14 protein-coding genes, 8 tRNA genes and 1 rRNA gene are annotated in these 17,233 nt (G+C 41.2%); 20 read left to right on the top strand and 3 right to left on the bottom strand.

Annotated elements, in window-relative coordinates:
• The first annotated feature begins 15 nt into the window (after window positions 1-15).
• The 12 genes from rrf to ACEN36_RS06730 all read left to right on the top strand — a co-directional run bounded on the left by rrf (window position 16) and on the right by ACEN36_RS06730 (window position 4,837).
• Window positions 16-131 (top strand): 5S ribosomal RNA (gene rrf / locus ACEN36_RS06675).
• Between the two features lie 11 nt (window positions 132-142).
• Window positions 143-218 (top strand) — tRNA-Val (locus ACEN36_RS06680).
• Window position 219: 1 nt separating this feature from the next.
• A tRNA-Lys gene (locus ACEN36_RS06685) sits at window positions 220-292 on the top strand.
• 43 nt (window positions 293-335) lie between these two features.
• Window positions 336-417: transfer RNA gene (locus tag ACEN36_RS06690), tRNA-Leu, on the top strand.
• 29 nt (window positions 418-446) lie between these two features.
• Window positions 447-522, top strand: a tRNA-Thr gene (locus ACEN36_RS06695).
• A gap of 4 nt (window positions 523-526) precedes the next feature.
• Window positions 527-598 (top strand) — tRNA-Gly (locus ACEN36_RS06700).
• Between the two features lie 38 nt (window positions 599-636).
• Window positions 637-725, top strand: a tRNA-Leu gene (locus ACEN36_RS06705).
• Between the two features lie 6 nt (window positions 726-731).
• Window positions 732-805: transfer RNA gene (locus ACEN36_RS06710), tRNA-Arg, on the top strand.
• A gap of 30 nt (window positions 806-835) precedes the next feature.
• Window positions 836-909: transfer RNA gene (locus ACEN36_RS06715), tRNA-Pro, on the top strand.
• A gap of 475 nt (window positions 910-1,384) precedes the next feature.
• Window positions 1,385-1,846: a CtsR family transcriptional regulator gene (locus ACEN36_RS06720; RefSeq protein ID WP_407096738.1), complete on the top strand. Its 462-nt coding sequence runs from the start codon at window positions 1,385-1,387 to the stop codon at window positions 1,844-1,846.
• 21 nt (window positions 1,847-1,867) lie between these two features.
• Window positions 1,868-4,366: an ATP-dependent Clp protease ATP-binding subunit gene (locus tag ACEN36_RS06725; protein WP_407126216.1), complete on the top strand. Its 2,499-nt coding sequence runs from the start codon at window positions 1,868-1,870 to the stop codon at window positions 4,364-4,366.
• A 120-nt stretch (window positions 4,367-4,486) separates the two neighbouring features.
• On the top strand, window positions 4,487-4,837 hold the full coding sequence (locus ACEN36_RS06730; RefSeq protein WP_407096642.1) for a hypothetical protein: 351 nt from the start codon (window positions 4,487-4,489) through the stop codon (window positions 4,835-4,837).
• A gap of 50 nt (window positions 4,838-4,887) precedes the next feature.
• Here the strand turns inward: ACEN36_RS06730 and ACEN36_RS06735 are convergent, their stop codons facing one another.
• Window positions 4,888-5,751 (bottom strand): helix-turn-helix domain-containing protein, encoded by an 864-nt coding sequence (locus ACEN36_RS06735; RefSeq protein ID WP_407126217.1) that lies wholly within the window; start codon window positions 5,749-5,751, stop codon window positions 4,888-4,890.
• A gap of 147 nt (window positions 5,752-5,898) precedes the next feature.
• On the opposite strand from ACEN36_RS06735, the gene tadA reads away from it, so the two are divergent.
• The 3 genes from tadA to ACEN36_RS06750 are packed head-to-tail and all read left to right on the top strand — an operon-like array spanning window position 5,899 to window position 7,201.
• Entirely contained in the window at window positions 5,899-6,417 is a 519-nt protein-coding gene (tadA, locus tag ACEN36_RS06740; protein WP_407096644.1) for a tRNA adenosine(34) deaminase TadA, read from the top strand.
• A gap of 3 nt (window positions 6,418-6,420) precedes the next feature.
• Window positions 6,421-6,906: a ribonuclease domain-containing protein gene (locus ACEN36_RS06745; protein WP_407126218.1), complete on the top strand. Its 486-nt coding sequence runs from the start codon at window positions 6,421-6,423 to the stop codon at window positions 6,904-6,906.
• A gap of 10 nt (window positions 6,907-6,916) precedes the next feature.
• Window positions 6,917-7,201 carry a barstar family protein gene (locus ACEN36_RS06750; RefSeq protein ID WP_407102301.1) on the top strand — a complete coding sequence of 95 codons (285 nt, stop codon included), beginning with the start codon at window positions 6,917-6,919 and terminating at the stop codon, window positions 7,199-7,201.
• A gap of 27 nt (window positions 7,202-7,228) precedes the next feature.
• On the opposite strand, the gene ACEN36_RS06755 is transcribed toward ACEN36_RS06750, so the two are convergent.
• On the bottom strand, window positions 7,229-7,732 hold the full coding sequence (locus ACEN36_RS06755) for an ECF transporter S component (RefSeq protein WP_407126219.1): 504 nt from the start codon (window positions 7,730-7,732) through the stop codon (window positions 7,229-7,231).
• 147 nt (window positions 7,733-7,879) lie between these two features.
• Between ACEN36_RS06755 and ACEN36_RS06760 the strand changes: the two genes are divergently transcribed.
• A complete protein-coding gene (locus tag ACEN36_RS06760) occupies window positions 7,880-8,740 on the top strand; it encodes a pyridoxamine kinase (protein ID WP_407126220.1) in 861 nt (286 codons plus the stop codon).
• Window positions 8,741-9,917: 1,177 nt separating this feature from the next.
• Here ACEN36_RS06760 and proC read toward each other — a convergent pair.
• The gene (gene proC / locus ACEN36_RS06765) at window positions 9,918-10,748 is read right to left on the bottom strand and encodes a pyrroline-5-carboxylate reductase (RefSeq protein ID WP_407126221.1); all 831 of its coding nucleotides are present in this window, start codon (window positions 10,746-10,748) and stop codon (window positions 9,918-9,920) included.
• Between the two features lie 151 nt (window positions 10,749-10,899).
• Between proC and ACEN36_RS06770 the strand changes: the two genes are divergently transcribed.
• The 4 genes from ACEN36_RS06770 (at window position 10,900) to ACEN36_RS06785 (ending at window position 16,758) form a co-directional block, all read left to right on the top strand.
• Window positions 10,900-11,346, top strand: coding sequence for a CopY/TcrY family copper transport repressor (locus ACEN36_RS06770; RefSeq protein WP_407126222.1), 447 nt, complete (start codon window positions 10,900-10,902; stop codon window positions 11,344-11,346).
• A gap of 12 nt (window positions 11,347-11,358) precedes the next feature.
• On the top strand, window positions 11,359-13,815 hold the full coding sequence (locus tag ACEN36_RS06775; RefSeq protein WP_407126223.1) for a heavy metal translocating P-type ATPase: 2,457 nt from the start codon (window positions 11,359-11,361) through the stop codon (window positions 13,813-13,815).
• A gap of 63 nt (window positions 13,816-13,878) precedes the next feature.
• A complete protein-coding gene (locus ACEN36_RS06780) occupies window positions 13,879-14,100 on the top strand; it encodes a heavy-metal-associated domain-containing protein (protein ID WP_407126224.1) in 222 nt (73 codons plus the stop codon).
• A 444-nt stretch (window positions 14,101-14,544) separates the two neighbouring features.
• On the top strand, window positions 14,545-16,758 hold the full coding sequence (locus ACEN36_RS06785) for a heavy metal translocating P-type ATPase (protein ID WP_407126225.1): 2,214 nt from the start codon (window positions 14,545-14,547) through the stop codon (window positions 16,756-16,758).
• Window positions 16,759-17,233: the final 475 nt, after the last annotated feature.

The following is a 17,233-nucleotide window of genomic DNA, read 5'->3' on the forward strand; positions in this document are numbered from 1 at the left end:
ATTCTCACACATATGTGTGGTGACGATGGCAAGAAGGTCACACCTGTTCCCATGCCGAACACAGTAGTTAAGCTTCTTAGCGCCGAAGGTAGTGAGGGGTTTCCCCTTGTGAGACTAGGACGTTGCCACGCATATAGTTTTTGGAGGTTTAGCTCAGTTGGGAGAGCATCTGCCTTACAAGCAGAGGGTCAGCGGTTCGAGCCCGTTAACCTCCACCACGAGTCATTAGCTCAGTTGGTAGAGCATCTGACTTTTAATCAGAGGGTCGCAGGTTCGAATCCTGCATGACTCATACTAGTTGCTTGTTGACTAGTATGTTTTGCCTTAAACTAAATGCGGGTGTGGCGGAATTGGCAGACGCACTAGATTTAGGATCTAGCGCCGCGAGGCGTGGGGGTTCAAGTCCCTTCACCCGCATCATTTATTTTTTTTGGCACTAAACAGTTGCCGGCTTAGCTCAGTTGGTAGAGCATCTGATTTGTAATCAGAGGGTCGAGGGTTCAAATCCTTTAGCCGGCACCATTTTGCGGAAATAGCTCAGTGGTAGAGCACCACCTTGCCAAGGTGGGGGTCGCGGGTTCGAACCCCGTTTTCCGCTTTCTAGTTATACTAGAAAATGATAACTTGTTCATTAAAGCCGGGGTGGCGGAACAGGTAGACGCACAGGACTTAAAATCCTGCGGATAGTGATATCCGTGCCGGTTCGATTCCGGCCCTCGGCACCATTTTTAGCACCCATAGCTCAATTGGATAGAGTACTTGACTACGAATCAAGCGGTTGCAAGTTCGACTCTTGCTGGGTGCATCTCTTTTAAAGAGTTTTTACCAACGTATACGGGAATTAGCTCAGCTTGGTAGAGCACTTGGTTTGGGACCAAGGGGTCGCAGGTTCGAATCCTGTATTCCCGATAATAAAATAGAGTATCCAAAAGTGAGATAAGCAATCAGCTGTCTCGCTTTTTTTGTATTATGGAGGACGTGGATGATATAATCAGTGCATGTTTCTTCTATAGAATGAGAAAGTAAGCTGTGGGATTCTAGGTTGTATATCTTTCGAAATGCGCAATAGTAATCAGAATGGTTCAGGTATTCTGCAGCTCATGACTATTATATAGAACTCTAGTGGTCGTTTTGAGGTTATTCAATAGAGAAGTGAGACAAACGTTGGTTCTATTAAGAAGTGGGACTTTTCAAATGGAGTTTTTTCCAGTATAATAATAGTCAGGATTAGTCAAAGGAGTATAGAACCTTTGTTAGGAAAGTGGCCTTATATGAAGGCTGAAAGAAAAGGAGGGTTATTAAAAAGTTGATGTTGGCATGAGTAGCGAAAAAGTGTATGATACTTAGACACCAATCATCAATGGTTTTTAATAACAAACAGCACATGGAAAATAAAAATATGTCAGATATTATTGAAGCTTATTTGAAAAAGGTGTTAGGACACTCAGATCAAGTTGAAATCAGACGTAGCGAAATGGCTGATTTATTTAATTGTGTTCCTTCTCAAATCAATTATGTGATCAACACGCGTTTCACTGTGCAAAAAGGTTATTTAGTGGAAAGTAAGCGCGGCGGTGGTGGTTACATTCGGATTATCAAAGTTAAATTGTTGGACGAATCTGAGATGTTAGATACAATAATAGAAATAGTGGGCAATAGTATTTCGCAAAATGATGCTTATGCAATTGTACAAAAGTTATATGACGATGATTTCTTGAGTAAAAGAGAAGCCGTCATTTTGATGGCTGCAATGGAAAAAACAGTATTGGGACTGGAAACTAAAGTGGCTAAAGAAGTAAGGGCACGTATATTAAATTCTTGCCTGAACAATTTGAGATACGAATAATGATAATGTGGAGGCGAGAAAATGAACGAATTATTTACTGAAAAAGCACAAGCCGTGTTAGAGATCGCTCAAGAAGAGGCAAAAGCATTTCGCCATCATTCTGTAGGTACTGAGCATATCTTACTGGGGATTGTCAAAGAGCAAGAAGGTATTGCAGGTAAAACACTCCGTCAGTTTTCAATCACCGAGCAAGATATTCGTGAGGAAATTGAACATTTTACGGGATATGGAACAATGAAATACATTTCAAAACAAGCTGTTTTACCTCATTCTCCTCGAGCAAAACAAGCTATTACGTATGCGACTGATGAATCTAGACGCATGGGGGCAAAATTAGTCGGGACAGAGCATTTGCTGCTCGGCTTATTGCGTGAAGAAGATATTTTATCTTCTAAAATTTTAGCTAATTTAGATGTGAGCTTGAATAAGGCGCGTCAAGTAGTCTTGAAAAAAGTCGGACAAGGCCAAGTGAAGAACAGCAAACGTCAAAGACCTGCAACAAAGCAGCCCACTGCGGGAACGCCCACACTGGATTCATTAGCTAGAGATTTAACCGCTCAAGCTAAAGAAGGCAAAATGGATCCTGTTGTAGGCCGTCAAAAAGAAGTTCAACGAATCGTACAGATCTTAAGCCGTCGAACTAAAAATAATCCGGTATTGGTTGGAGAACCCGGGGTAGGTAAAACAGCCATTGCTGAAGGCTTGGCACAGCGGATCATAGATGGAGAAGTACCTTCTACTCTTACAAATAAACGCTTGATGATGCTGGATATGGGATCATTGGTTGCGGGAACGAAATACCGTGGTGAATTTGAAGAGCGTATGAAGAAAATTATTGAGGAGATTTATCAAGATGGAGAAGTGATTCTCTTTATTGATGAATTGCATACGTTAATTGGAGCAGGCGGAGCAGAAGGGGCTATTGACGCTTCGAATATTCTGAAACCAGCACTTGCGCGTGGAGAATTGCAAACGATCGGGGCAACAACATTAGACGAATACCAAAAACACATCGAAAAAGATGCGGCTTTGGAGAGACGTTTTGCACCAATCCACATTGATCCGCCAAATGAAGATGAAACAGAAGAAATCTTATATGGTCTGCGTTCACGTTATGAAGATCATCATGGAGTAAAAATTATGGATGAAGCAATTCATGCAGCGGTCAAATTATCTAATCGTTATATCACATCTAGACAATTGCCGGATAAAGCGATTGATCTGATAGATGAAGCAGCTTCTAAAGTACGTATCGATGTTACTGGAAAACCAACGCCAGTTGCAGCAGCGGTGGAAGAGTTGGAAACATTGATTGAAGACAAAGAAGCAGCGATTCAAAATCAAGATTTCGAAAAAGCGGGTCTTATTCGAACGCAGGAAATGAAACAGCGTAAAAAAATTGAAACATTATTGAGAAAACAAGAGAAGAAAGAAACGCCAAATGAACTAGAAGTTACTGAACACGATATTGCTGAAGTTGTGGCATTGTGGACCAATATTCCAGTTCAACAAATGGAACAAAAAGAATCGGATCGTTTATTGAAGATGGAAGATGTGCTGCATAAACGAGTCATTGGTCAAAATGAAGCCGTTGTAGCGGTCTCAAAAGCGATTCGCCGTGCAAGAAGTGGTTTGAAAGATCCGAATCGTCCAATCGGTTCATTCATGTTCTTAGGACCTACTGGAGTTGGGAAAACGGAATTGGCTAAAGCTTTGAGTGAAGCGATGTTTGGAAATGAAGAAGCATTGATTCGTGTGGATATGTCTGAATACATGGAAAAATTCAGTACCAGTCGATTAGTCGGTTCTCCTCCAGGTTATGTAGGATATGATGAAGGTGGGCAATTGACAGAAAAAGTCCGTCAAAAACCTTATTCTGTTATCTTGCTGGATGAAGTAGAGAAAGCTCATCCGGATGTCTTTAATATTCTGTTGCAAGTATTGGACGATGGTCATTTGACAGATGGAAAAGGCCGTAAAGTAGACTTCAAAAACACAATCATGATCATGACTTCCAATCTAGGAGCAACGGCTTTACGAGATGAAAAATCAGTTGGTTTTACTGTGAAAGATACGAAACATGATCACAACATGATGGAAAAACGCATTAAAGAAGAGTTGAAAAATGCTTTTCGTCCTGAGTTCATCAACCGTTTAGATGAAACAATCGTCTTCCATTCATTAGAGAAAACTGAATTGAATGAGATCGTTAAATTGATGTCGCAAACAATCGTCAAACGATTAGCTGATATGGACATCCATGCAAAAATCACACCAGCTGCCATCGATGTGATTTCTAAAGAGGGATTCGATCCTGAATATGGTGCACGTCCATTACGCAGAGCTATTCAAAAGAAAATTGAAGATCTTTTAAGTGAAGAGTTGTTGAGCGGAAGAGTGAAAATTGGGGACAACATCACTATTGGTGCTCAAAAAGGAACAATCCGTTTTACGGTTCGGGAACCTAAAAAGTTAGAAAAAGATGCTAAGGCGGAAAAGGAAACAGCTTCTGTCAATTAAGCTAACCAACAAGAAACGTCTATCAGAATTTTAAATTCTGGTAGGCGTTTTTATTCGTGATTGAAATTTATTTCTGATATGATGAAATAGAGAAAAATACGAAGAGGGAAGTGAATTTCTATGAAAAACACAACAAGAAATATTTTATTAGGTGTTGGAGCTGCTGTAGCTATTGGAGCAGCATACATGGTGACTTCAGATAAAGCAATGGAAAAAGCTGAAAGCATGATTAACCGCAAAAGAGCGAAATACTTTGTGAAAGATAAACTGCATGGCAATGAAAAAGCTATGAAAGTTGTGGAAAACTTATCTGATGAGGAAGTGATCAACTTACTCAACGTTGTGGATAAAGTTAGTCATTTACGCGGAAGTGTCAGCGATTATACACATCAATTGAAAGAAGCGACAACAGAATTTACCGATCTGTTATCGGATAAAAAAGATACCTTTGTAGATAAAGTAAAAAAATAAAACGCATAAAAACCTTCTCGTAAAAGATTGCCTTTTACAAGAAGGTTTTTTTAGTCCAGCGTCAATAAATAACACAACAGCAAGTCATCCATATCACGCAACGATAGACCGCTTGTTTCATGAAAACGATCGATTCGGTATTGCAGTGTGTTGCGGTGGATATAAAGGGATTTTGCGGCTACAGATATGTTGCCTTGGCTTTTCCACATTGCTAAGATCAATTCCTTCAGTTCGTTATCCATTACATACTGAGTTTTCATTTGCTGCATCAATGGGCTTTGTGAAATAGCTTCCGCCGTATAATAATGTAAAGCAACTGAGGGCAAATCAAAAACTTGGGTCTTTTGATTTTTTTGAGCTTCAAAAATATGCTGTTCTTCTTTAAATATATTGGGCAAAGCAGCAGTTATTGGCCAATATTGCCCCATATAATACACAGTCTTAATTGAAAAATCATCGTCTAAGGTGCGAATAATGCCGGCCATTTCTTCGCTGCTCAATAAATCAGGCTGTTTTCCTTGGATGAGAATACCTTTATTTTCTGTTAGGAAAAAAGTATCCTCTATGCCTGAAAATAAACTTTTGAAGGCTTTTAGCCAAAGTCCGCGTTCAAAAGCAGCATCCTTCTTAATGATCTCAAATTGGATAATGCGATAGAAGCCTTCTTCTTTAGGCAAAGCAAAGGACCCATTAACTAAAAAAGTATGCCATTTGGACATTTTTTTCGTTTTAAAGGGAATAGGCTTTTGGTTGAGCGCATATTGAATCAAGGCCAATTCAGTATCGCTTTTTTGGTAACGTTCAAATTGAATCCATTGATCTTGATAAGGAAAAGCTATGTACTGCTTCCCAGAGGTGTTGTATTCGGTTAAAACAGCTTCTGGATACAAGTTTTTTAGTTCTTTAAAGTTCACTTCAGTTCCTCATTTCTGCATTGAAATCGTCAAGCTGAACAAGTTGAGCATTCTTCTCTATTTTAGCACTCTTTGGATTTTTTTGTAGGGTTTGAGAGAGAATATGCTATCATAGGGGAAGGAAATGATGAGCAAAAGGAGCACAATATGGAATTGACCAGTAGGGAAAAAGAATACTTTATGCGCGAAGCTATTGAAGAGGCTAAAAAAGCTGGAGCTAAATTAGAAGTGCCGATCGGGGCTGTAGTGGTATTGAACGGGGAGATTATTGGGCGCGGTCACAATTTGCGGGAAATGACCCATGATGCGACGACTCATGCAGAAATGATTGCCATTCGGGAAGCCAATCAGTGCTTGGGGAATTGGCGCTTGGAGGATACGCAGTTGTTTGTAACGTTGGAACCTTGTCCGATGTGCAGTGGAGCAATGATCTTGTCGCGTGTCAACGAGCTTTACTATGGAGCTCCGGATCCTAAAGGCGGGACAGCCGGTACTTTAATGAATTTGCTTGGAGATGAGCGGTTCAACCATCAAGTAACGATTGAAAAAGGACTTTTAGAAGACGAGTGTGCCGCATTATTGACGGATTTTTTTAGAAGCTTGCGTGTGCGTAAAAAAGCTGCTAAACTAGCTCGCAAAGAAATGGAACAAGAAAATGAGGAGTAGAAGATGAAACAAAAGAAAAATTGGATCGTAACGATTGTCGGTGTGCTGGTACTTTTGCTTGGAGGTCAGCAGATGGACGTATTTGATGCGCTGTTTGATTCAGATTCTCAAGAGTCGCAAATGGAATCACAAACAGTGGATAGTTCCGTGGTTGAAGGACAAGCCTATTCGACGAAAGAAGATGTGGCTGCATACCTGAATGAATTTGGAGAGCTTCCACCCAATTATTTGACGAAAAAAGAAGCAGAAGCTTTAGGCTGGGACAACTCAGAAGGTAATTTATGGGAAGTCACTGATCAGATGTCGATCGGCGGTGATCGCTTCGGCAATTATGAAGAGTTGCTGCCTGAAGCAAAAGGCCGCGTGTATTATGAAGCGGATATCAATTATGACGGGGGTTTCCGTGGAGCTGAGCGGATCGTCTTTTCCAATGATGGATTGATTTTCTACACCGGGGATCATTACGAAACGTTTGAACAGCTTTACTAGGAGGTTAGTGATGGATAAGCGTATTATTTTGGATGGTCAAGAAATGACCAGTAAAAAAAGATTGCATCAATATTTAACGATGCAGTTGAACTTACCGGATTATTATGGGCAGAATCTGGATGCTCTGAAAGATTGTCTGACCACTGATTTTACTCCACAAACGATTGAGATCATTGATGCAGAAGCGATTGAGAAGTATCTAGGAAAATACGGAGAAAATTTGTTGAGAGTCTTTAGGGACGCAGCAGCAGAAAATGAATATTTAGAGATCCACATAAAAAATACCAGCGAGTAGTTTTCGAGACTGCTCGCTGGTATTTTTTTAATTGATTCGTTTGATAAAAATCGGTCCAATAAATTTGTGCAATAGAACGGCAAGTATGGCGCCTACAATTCCTTGCATCAGATTCATAGGAAAAGCGGCTATCCCAGCAGCCAGTCCAAATAAGATCCAATCCCCGATGACATAACCGACCGCCATCCAGATACCGGCGATAAGCGCCGACACAAACGGTTTTGAAGCATTCATTTTCAGGAAAATCCAACCGCACAACAAGCCTTCGATTCCTTTGACAAGGAATGTAATCGGCGCATAAAATGAATAACCCGTAAATAAGTCTGCCAATGCACTTCCTATTCCACCGATCCAAAATCCGCCGGCTGGTCCAAACAGCATCCCAGACAGTAGCAAAATAGAATCCCCAATATTGACATAGCCTTGTGCAAAAGGAATTGGTATCCGAATAATCAACGTCATAACAACTGTCATGGCAATAAATAAAGCATAAAGAACTACATTTTGTGTAGTGAGTGTTTTATGTTTCAATTTCCGTTCCCCCTTAATGTAAATCCATTATACCTTTTTTGATGAGCAGACGAAATGCAGTTTTCAGAAAATTTGAAAGAGAGAGCTGAAATCAGGAACAAAACTGTTATAATAAGGAGAGAATGCAAGGGAATAGTGGTGAAATAAATGAATCAGCCAAAAGTGTTAGTGATACAAGATATTTCTGCAAGCTGTCAAATTTCGATGAATGTAGCTTTACCGATTTTAAGCAGTCTGAATAACAGTACGAGTATCCTTCCGACAGCTCTGTTATCGACTCACACGGGCTCGGGATTTGAAGACTATACTTTTTTAGATTTGACCAGCGAAATGGAGCGCATCCTTGATCACTGGAGACAGCTGGGGGTGTCATTTGATGGGGTGTTGATCGGTTATCTAGGATCGCATGCTCAAATGAACATTGTGAAACGAGTGATTCGTGAATTTGCAACGGATAATGCAATTATCGTGCTGGATCCGGTAATGGGCGATCATGGAAAATTGTATCCTGGTTTTGATGAAAAATATGTTCAGCAAATGCGGGAATTGTGTCAGTTATCCACAGTAGTTATCCCCAATATGACCGAAGCGGCTTATTTAACGCAGACGCCATATCATAAGGGGCCTCATACGAAACAAGAGATCGAATTAGTGATACAAAAGATGCTGGAATGGAATCGGCAGCAAGTCGTTCTGACAGGTGTGATGCCAAGTGAACAGGAAATCGGTGCAGCATCAGGTAGTGTACACGATGAGCAAGTAAAGACGGCTTTTTCTCGGATTTACCCTGGACATTTTGATGGCACGGGAGACCTGTTCAGCAGCGTGGTTGCAGGATTATTGTTTCAAAAAGCAACCTTGGAGGCAGCAACTGAAACAGCCGTCGCTTATGTAGAAAAAGTGATTCAACGAACTGTTGCCAGCAAATCAGATCCTAAATATGGTGTGCAATTCGAAACCGATTTGCTTTATTTGATAGAAAAAGCAGCACAGCTTAGAAATGAATAAAAAGTAAAGGATTCAGACAAACTTCTGAATCTTTTTTGCGTGTTCAGGGTGTATTAAAAGAACGAGCAAATAGAGAATATCTTTAAGTTGTCCACATTTCTAAAGAAAATGTGGACAACTTAAAGAGAAGTCAGAAATAATTGTTCACAGATTCAATAATGTGGACAAATCACATCGAAAGAGAGCTCAGTCATCGACTTCCTCACAATAGTGGGTAAACGATGTGGACGTTTTTCTTTATTCGTCTATTTGGGTTAAAAAAAAGTAGTCAAATGTCGCTAACAAGACGAATAGGGTCCATTTGGTTGAGAAAAAGTAGTTAAATGACGCTAACAAAGCGAATAGCGTCTATTTGGGTTAGAAAAAGTAGTCAAATGTCGCTAATGAGGCGAGTAGCGTCCATTTGAGTGAGAAAAAGTAGTCAAATGTCGCTAACAAGGCGAATAGCGTCTATTTGGGTGAGAAAAAGTAGTCAAATGACGCTAACAAAGCGAATAGCGTCCATTTGGATGAGAAAAAGTAGTCAAATGACGCTAACAAGGCGAATAGCGTCCATTTGGATGAGAAAAAGTAGTCAAATGACGCTAACAAGGCGAATAGCGTCCATTTGGATGAGAAAAAGTAGTCAAATGGCGCTAACATGGCAAATAGCGTCCATTTGGGTGAGAAAAAGTAGTCAAATGTTGCTAACATGGCAAATAGCGTCCATTTGGGTGAGAAAAAGTAGTCAAATGTTGCTAACAAGGCGAATAGCGTCCATTTGGGTGAGAAAAAGTAGCCAAATGACGCTAACAAAGCGAATAGCGTCCATTAGGGTGAGAAAAAGTAGCCAAAAGTCGCTAACAAGGCGAATAGCGTCCATTTGGGTGAGAAAAAGTAGTCAAATGGCGCTAACATGGCAAATAGCGTCCATTTGGGTGAGAAAAAGTAGTCAAATGTTGCTAACAAGGCGAATAGCGTCCATTTGGGTGAGAAAAAGTAGCCAAAAGTCGCTAACAAGGCGAATAGCGTCCATTTGAGCCAGAGAAAATTCTCGAATAGCACTAATATTATTCTGAGGGGTCCAAATTCAAGCTCAACCCGGAAGCACTCTATATTTAGGTTGCTTATTTGCTCGTTAAAAAATATAAAAAGAAGTTGTCCCGATACTCGAGTATTGGGACAACTTCTTTATGTGTTAGTTCATGTTGGTGTCTTTTTCCACAACTGCATCCACAGCTTTCACAACCGATGTCATAAAGCCATTTTCTTCTAAAGCCAGTACGCCTTCAATGGTCGTTCCGCCTGGAGAAGAAACTTGATCGATCAAATTCCACGGCGTTTCGCCACTTTCTAGGACCATTTTCCCACTTCCTAAAACAGCTTGAGCGGCGATTTTGGTCGCCATTTCTTTTGGAATGCCGTATTTGACAGCAGCGCGTGCCAGCGAATCTATAAATAAGAACGTAAACGCTGGTGAGCAGCCGGCGATGGCTGAAAAGACACCAAAGTCAGCTTCCTTCATAACGATCGCTTCCCCAATGGATTGGAAAATACTGATGACAAATTCAACATCATCTTGTGTAGTCTGTTCATTTCCGCAAACAGCTGCCATTCCTTCGCCGATTTGTGAATTCAAGTTAGGCATCACGCGAATGAGGCGCATAGCTGAGTCGGATCCGATCCAGTCGTGCATTTGAGCTAAACTAACGCCAGCTGCGATGGATACCACTACCGGATTGTATTTGAGCAAATGAGTACTTAGTTCGGGTAGTACGGTTGAAAACAGGTTGGGCTTGATAGCCAAGATGACTACATCTACTTTGGACACTAATTCTTCATTAGAGGAACATGCGATGGTTCCTGTATCTGCTGTCAACTTTTCTAATTTTTCTGGACTTCTATTGGAGATATAAATATTTTCTTTAGGAAGGTGTTGTGCTTTGATCATTCCTTTTACGATAGCACTGGTCATGTTGCCAGCACCGATAAAGCCTACTTTCATGTGAAACCTCCTCTCAAATTGCATCTGTAAACCTGTTTGTATTTTACCACAGCAGACCTTTTTTTAAAATATTGAGCAAAAGAGGTTGACTTATATCGATTACAAATGTAAACTATGAATTGTAGACGGATTACAAGTGTAAACGAAAATAAAAAATGTTGAAAGGAAGAGAGCCATGCAAGCAATGGAAAAAATAACTATCAGTGATGCAGAGTGGGAAGTCATGCGTGTTGTGTGGACGTTAAAACAAGCGACTAGTAAAGAAATCAATGCGGTCCTACAAGACAAGATGGCTTGGAAGCCGGCGACCACGAAAACATTGATCGGCCGATTGGTTAAAAAAGGCGCCTTAACCACGGAAGCCATGGGAAATCGATTTATTTATTCTGCGGCGATTAGTGAAGAAGTGGAAATCAAAGAAGCTACTAGCGATATTTTAGCGCATATTTGCAATCGGAAAGCGGGAGAAGCGATTGCACATCTGTTGGAAGAAGCTGCTTTAAGTCACGATGATATGGCGATGTTGGAAGAATTGTTGAAGAAAAAAAAATCGGAAGCGGTGGATGTTGTAGCGTGTGACTGTGTTCCAGGGCAATGCACGTGTCAACACTTTCATGGATAAAGGAGGAGCAACATGGCTCAAAAAACATTCAAAATAGAAGGTATGAGTTGCGCAAGTTGTGTGCAAACCGTTGAAAAAGCGGCCTCTAAGTTATCTGGGGTGCAAGAAGCCAACGTCAACTTAGTGACCGAAAAAATGAATATTCAATTTGATGAATCTAAAACAACTATCGCAGATATCCAATCAGCTGTTGAGAAATCAGGTTACAAAGCGGTTGAAGACGGTGTGCGAAAGAATTTTGTCATCGAAGGCATGAGTTGTGCCACTTGTGCACAGACTGTGGAGAAAGCGACCAGCAAATTAACTGGCGTAGTTTTTTCAAATGTTAATTTGGCTACTGAAAAAATGACGGTTCAATTTGACCCGAGTGTCCTTTCAGTGAATGATATCACGGCTGCTGTTGCGAAATCGGGTTATAGCGCTCATGAAGAAGTCAATTCTGCGGACGCTGTAGATGAAGACCGCGAGAAAAAAGAAGCACACATGAAAGAAATGTGGCGTCGTTTTTGGTTGTCAGCGGTGTTCACTGTGCCGTTGTTGTACGTTTCGATGGGGCATATGATGGGCGCTCCTTTACCAGAATGGTTGAATCCGATGCACAACCCGGGAATCTTTGCGCTGGTGCAATTGCTGTTGACGCTTCCGGTGATGGTGTTAGGGAAGAAATTTTTTACGGTTGGGTTTAAAGCGTTGTTCAACCGACACCCCAATATGGACTCGCTTGTTGCTTTAGGAACCAGTGCTGCGTTTGTGTACAGTTTGGCAGCGACGGTTTCCATTTGGCAAGGGAATGCAGCATTGGCGATGGATTTGTATTATGAATCAGCTGCGGTTATTTTAACGTTGATTACATTGGGCAAATACTTTGAAGCCCGCTCGAAGGGAAAAACGTCTGAAGCGATTAAGAAATTGATGGGCTTAGCGCCAAAGACGGCCAAAGTAATCCGCAACGACAAAGAAATGGAATTGTCGATTGATGAAGTTCAAGTCAATGACATCATTGTAGTTCGACCTGGAGAAAAAATTCCTGTGGATGGCATGATTATAGAAGGCGTGACTTCTGTGGATGAAGCGATGCTGACTGGGGAAAGTATGCCTGTGGAAAAAGTTATAGGAGATCAAGTAATTGGAGCCAGTATCAATAAAAATGGTGCAATCCAATATAAAGCGACTAAAGTTGGAAAAGATACCGCGTTGGCTCAAGTGATTAAATTAGTGGAAGACGCTCAAGGTTCCAAAGCACCGATCGCTAAACTGGCGGATATTATATCGGGTTATTTTGTACCGATTGTAATGGTATTGGCTGTAGCAGCTGGATTCGCTTGGTTCTTAGCTGGAGAGTCAGGAGTCTTTGCTTTGAGTATTGCGATTTCGGTATTGGTTATTGCTTGTCCATGTGCTTTAGGACTAGCTACACCAACTGCGATCATGGTCGGTACGGGTAAAGGCGCGGAACATGGCGTGTTGATCAAGAGTGGTGGAGCTTTGGAAACGACTCATAAAGTGCAAACGGTCGTATTGGATAAAACCGGAACGATTACAGAAGGAAAGCCTAAAGTCACGGATATTTTAGCCGTAGATGGCATCTCAACAGAAGAGTTGTTGAGCGTTTCTGCATCGGCTGAAAAAGGCTCGGAACATCCTCTAGGTGCAGCTATTGTTCGAGCAGCTGAAGAAAAAGGGGTTCATTTGCACAAAACGACCTCGTTCAACGCTATACCTGGACACGGAATCGTGGTGCAGATCGATGGTGACGTGTATTCTCTGGGGAATAAAAAAATGATGGACAACCAGCAGATTTCGTTGGCAGAATTGGCTGGTCAATCAGACGCATTAGCCAGTGAAGGAAAAACACCAATGTATGTGGCGAAAAACGATGACTTGATGGGAATCATTGCTGTTGCGGACACGGTGAAAGGCACCAGTTCCCAAGCGATTGCCAAATTACGCCGCATGGGCATCGAAGTGGTCATGATGACGGGCGACAACAAACGGACAGCTGAAGCCATTGCCAAACAAGTTGGCGTGGACCGTGTGTTGAGTGAAGTATTGCCGGAAGACAAAGCGGCTCAAGTAAAGTTATTGCAAGAAGAAGGCAAAAAAGTAGCGATGGTAGGAGACGGTATCAACGATGCTCCAGCTTTGGCCCAAGCGGATGTTGGAATCGCGATTGGTTCAGGAACAGACGTGGCTATGGAATCAGCGGACATTGTCTTAATGCGCAGCGATTTGATGGATGTGCCGACAGCGATTGAATTAAGTAAAGCCACCATCAAGAATATCAAAGAAAATCTTTTCTGGGCATTTGCTTACAATACGCTGGGCATTCCAGTTGCAATGGGTGTCTTGTATTTATTCAGCGGACCATTGTTGAATCCAATGATTGCCGGAGCTGCGATGAGTTTCAGTTCAGTATCGGTATTGATGAACGCATTGCGCTTGAAACGCTTCAAGCCCTCTGCAAATTAATAGCTGTTTGAGGTAAGAAAGATTACACTAGTATCAAATACAATTTGAAAAGGGGAATGAATGATGAGGAAAGAAATTACGATTGAAGGCATGAAATGTGAAGGTTGCGCAAATGCAGTCAAACAAAACTTTTTAGACGTTGAGGGAGTAAATGAGGTAGTAATCAACTTGGAAGCTAAAAGTGCTCTGATTCAAAGTGATGGTGCAGTAAATGAAGACGAACTACGCGAATCTTTATCTGACACAAACTATTCAGTTGTAGGGATCAAAGAATTAGACGCTTAATTGAAAATAGAACGCTTACCTGTTGCTTAGCACTAGATAGGCGTTTTTTGTTTAATGGACTCTTAGTCTTCTAGCGTGGGTAAAGAAATTTCCTCCGGCCTATGGGGTTGCTTATGAAAGTCATGGGACCGCCTTGAGCCGAAAACCGCATCTCTAGGCTTGCAAGCTTTGCCGAAGCCGTTGGAGCGCTAGCGACGTACGGATATGGTATGCGCAGCGCAGCGGAGAACAAACTCCGAGTAAAAGCTGAAGCTTTTACTCGGGATTAATTCACATTGCATCCTTTTTCATGGCTATAAGCAACCCCATAGGCCTCCAGAAATTTCTAGGAATGAGTTTCTAAAAGGTTTTGGATTAAAAAGAAATGTAGGTTTTACTTAACAATGCAAAATGTTGTAGAACCAACAAAAACACTTATTTGAATTACATTAAGGAGTGATTGGAATGGATAAAAATAAACACGATGAACATCAACACCACGACCATCATCACGAAAATCATGAACACATGAATCACACCGGACACGATCATAAAGAAAATAAAGAGCACGTCGGTCACGCTTATCATGAAGAACAAATAGAAGAAGGGATACATGATGACCACAATACTGCTACGAAACATGGACATCATGATCATACGAATCATCATGATCATGAAAATATGGATCATGACAGTCACAGCGGACACGATCATCATGACCACATGGACCACAGTGGTCATAGCGGACACCATCACCATCATGGAAACTTCAAAGAAATCTTTTTGAAGTCTCTGCCTTTAGGACTTATCGTCATGATTTTGTCTCCGCTGATGGGAATCACGCTTCCGTTGCAATTTACGTTTCCTTACTCGGATATCTTGGTAGCCGTGTTGGCGACAGTTTTGTTCGTTTACGGAGGGAAACCCTTTTATCAAGGGGCTGTAGATGAATTTAAACAACGAGCTCCGGGAATGATGGCGCTAGTAACGCTAGGAATAAGTGTCTCTTACGTGTACAGTATTTATGCTGTGGCGGCACGTTATGTAACCGGAACACATGTGATGGACTTCTTCTTTGAATTTGCTTCATTGATTTTAATTATGTTGTTGGGTCATTGGATCGAAATGAAAGCAGTAGGAGAAGCAGGAGATGCGCAGAAATCGCTGGCAGAATTGCTGCCTAAAGATGCTCATGTAGTGCTGGAGGATGATTCAATAGAAACGCGCTCGGTGTCTGAGTTGAAAATAGGAGACATTGTACGAGTACAAGCTGCTGAAAATATTCCTGCAGATGGAGTCATCAAAAGCGGTACAACCAGAGTCAATGAAGCATTGCTGACTGGGGAATCTAAACCCGTTGAAAAAGGTGAAGGAGAAACCGTGATTGGTGGTTCCACAAATGGCGACAGTGTTTTGTATATAGAAGTAAAGGAAACAGGAGATAAATCCTTCATTTCTCAAGTTCAAACACTTATCGGACAAGCGCAAGATCAACCTTCAAGAGCAGAAAATCTGGCTCAAAAAGTAGCTGGATGGTTATTTTACATTGCTGTAGCAGCCGCAGTTATCGCTTTTATTGTATGGTTGTTTGTGGCAGATTTAGAAAATGCTATTCTTTTTACGGTAACGACATTAGTCATTGCCTGTCCTCATGCATTAGGCTTAGCTATTCCTTTAGTAGTAGCTCGCAGTACCAGCTTAGGTGCGAGTCGTGGTTTATTGGTTAAAGACCGTGAAGCTTTGGAATTAGCAACAAACGCTGATGTAATGGTACTAGATAAAACAGGTACTTTAACAACTGGAGATTTCAAAGTTTTGAAGGTAGAGGCATTAAGCGAAGAGTATTCAAAAAATGAACTCACTGCGTTAATGGCAGGTATTGAAGGCGGCTCGAGTCATCCCATCGCACAATCGATTGCGGGATTTGCTAACGAAGAAAACATTCAACCGATTCCATTCGATTCTATTGATGTTGTATCAGGCGCTGGTGTAGAAGGTGTTGCCAATGGGAAGAATTATCAATTGATCAGTCAAAAAGCTTACGGTCAAGACATAGATATAGAGATTCCTGTAGGTGCAACGCTTAGTATTTTGGTAGAAAATGATACAGCCATCGGGACTGTAGCTTTGGGAGATGAACTGAAAAAGACAAGTTCAGAACTCATCAAGGTGTTGAAAGAAAACGGTATTCAACCACTAATGGCCACTGGTGACAATGAAACAGCGGCTCAAGGTGTGGCAGAAGAACTAGGGATCGACTACAAAGCTAATCAATCTCCGCAAGACAAATACAATCTAGTGGAGTCGCTGAAAAATCAAGGCAAGACGGTCATCATGGTTGGAGACGGGGTAAACGATGCACCTTCTCTTGCGTTAGCGGATGTCGGCGTGGCCATTGGAGCTGGAACGCAAGTGGCTTTGGATTCTGCAGATGTCATTCTGACACAATCGGATCCAGGAGATATTGAATCTTTTATTGAACTAGCTCAAAAAACAACGAGCAAAATGAAACAAAACCTTCTGTGGGGAGCTGGCTACAACTTTATTGCTATCCCGCTAGCTGCTGGAATTCTTGCACCAATAGGTTTTACGTTAAGTCCGGCTGTTGGAGCGATTTTGATGTCATTGTCTACCGTAATTGTAGCGATTAATGCAATGACGTTGAGATTGAAGAATTAATAGTTCCTCAGTAAACGTTAGAAGAGAGCTCTTTCAGAAAACATATTCAAAAATTGGACAAATCAGAGGGCAATTGCCTTCGATTTGTCCAGTTTTTTTTGATTCGAGTCCTGGAAGTTGGAGAGAAAAATAATGATATGAAGAATAATGGAAAAAATAAGATTGTCTTTAAATTTAGATTACATACAAAAAAAAAGAGGCTGGTTTAAAAGATAACCAGTCTCTTTTTTTTGTTTTTTGGCAATTAAATTCACGGGATATATGTATTTAGAAAGAGTTGATCTTTGTAAAAAGTGAGATTGTAGGCTACTACTTCATAAAAGCAGGCAATTTTTGTTAGGGGATACGAGCTATCAGAGGTTTAGCTCATAAAAATAGAAGAATTTCGATAAGAAATGTGAGTTAGTCGTTTTCTATACCCACCATTCTTTTGAAAAGGAACTTCTCGAAAGAATTCCTTCTAAACACATGAAAT

It is taken from the genome of Desemzia sp. FAM 23989, assembly GCF_045528345.1.
GTDB lineage: Bacteria > Bacillota > Bacilli > Lactobacillales > Carnobacteriaceae > Desemzia.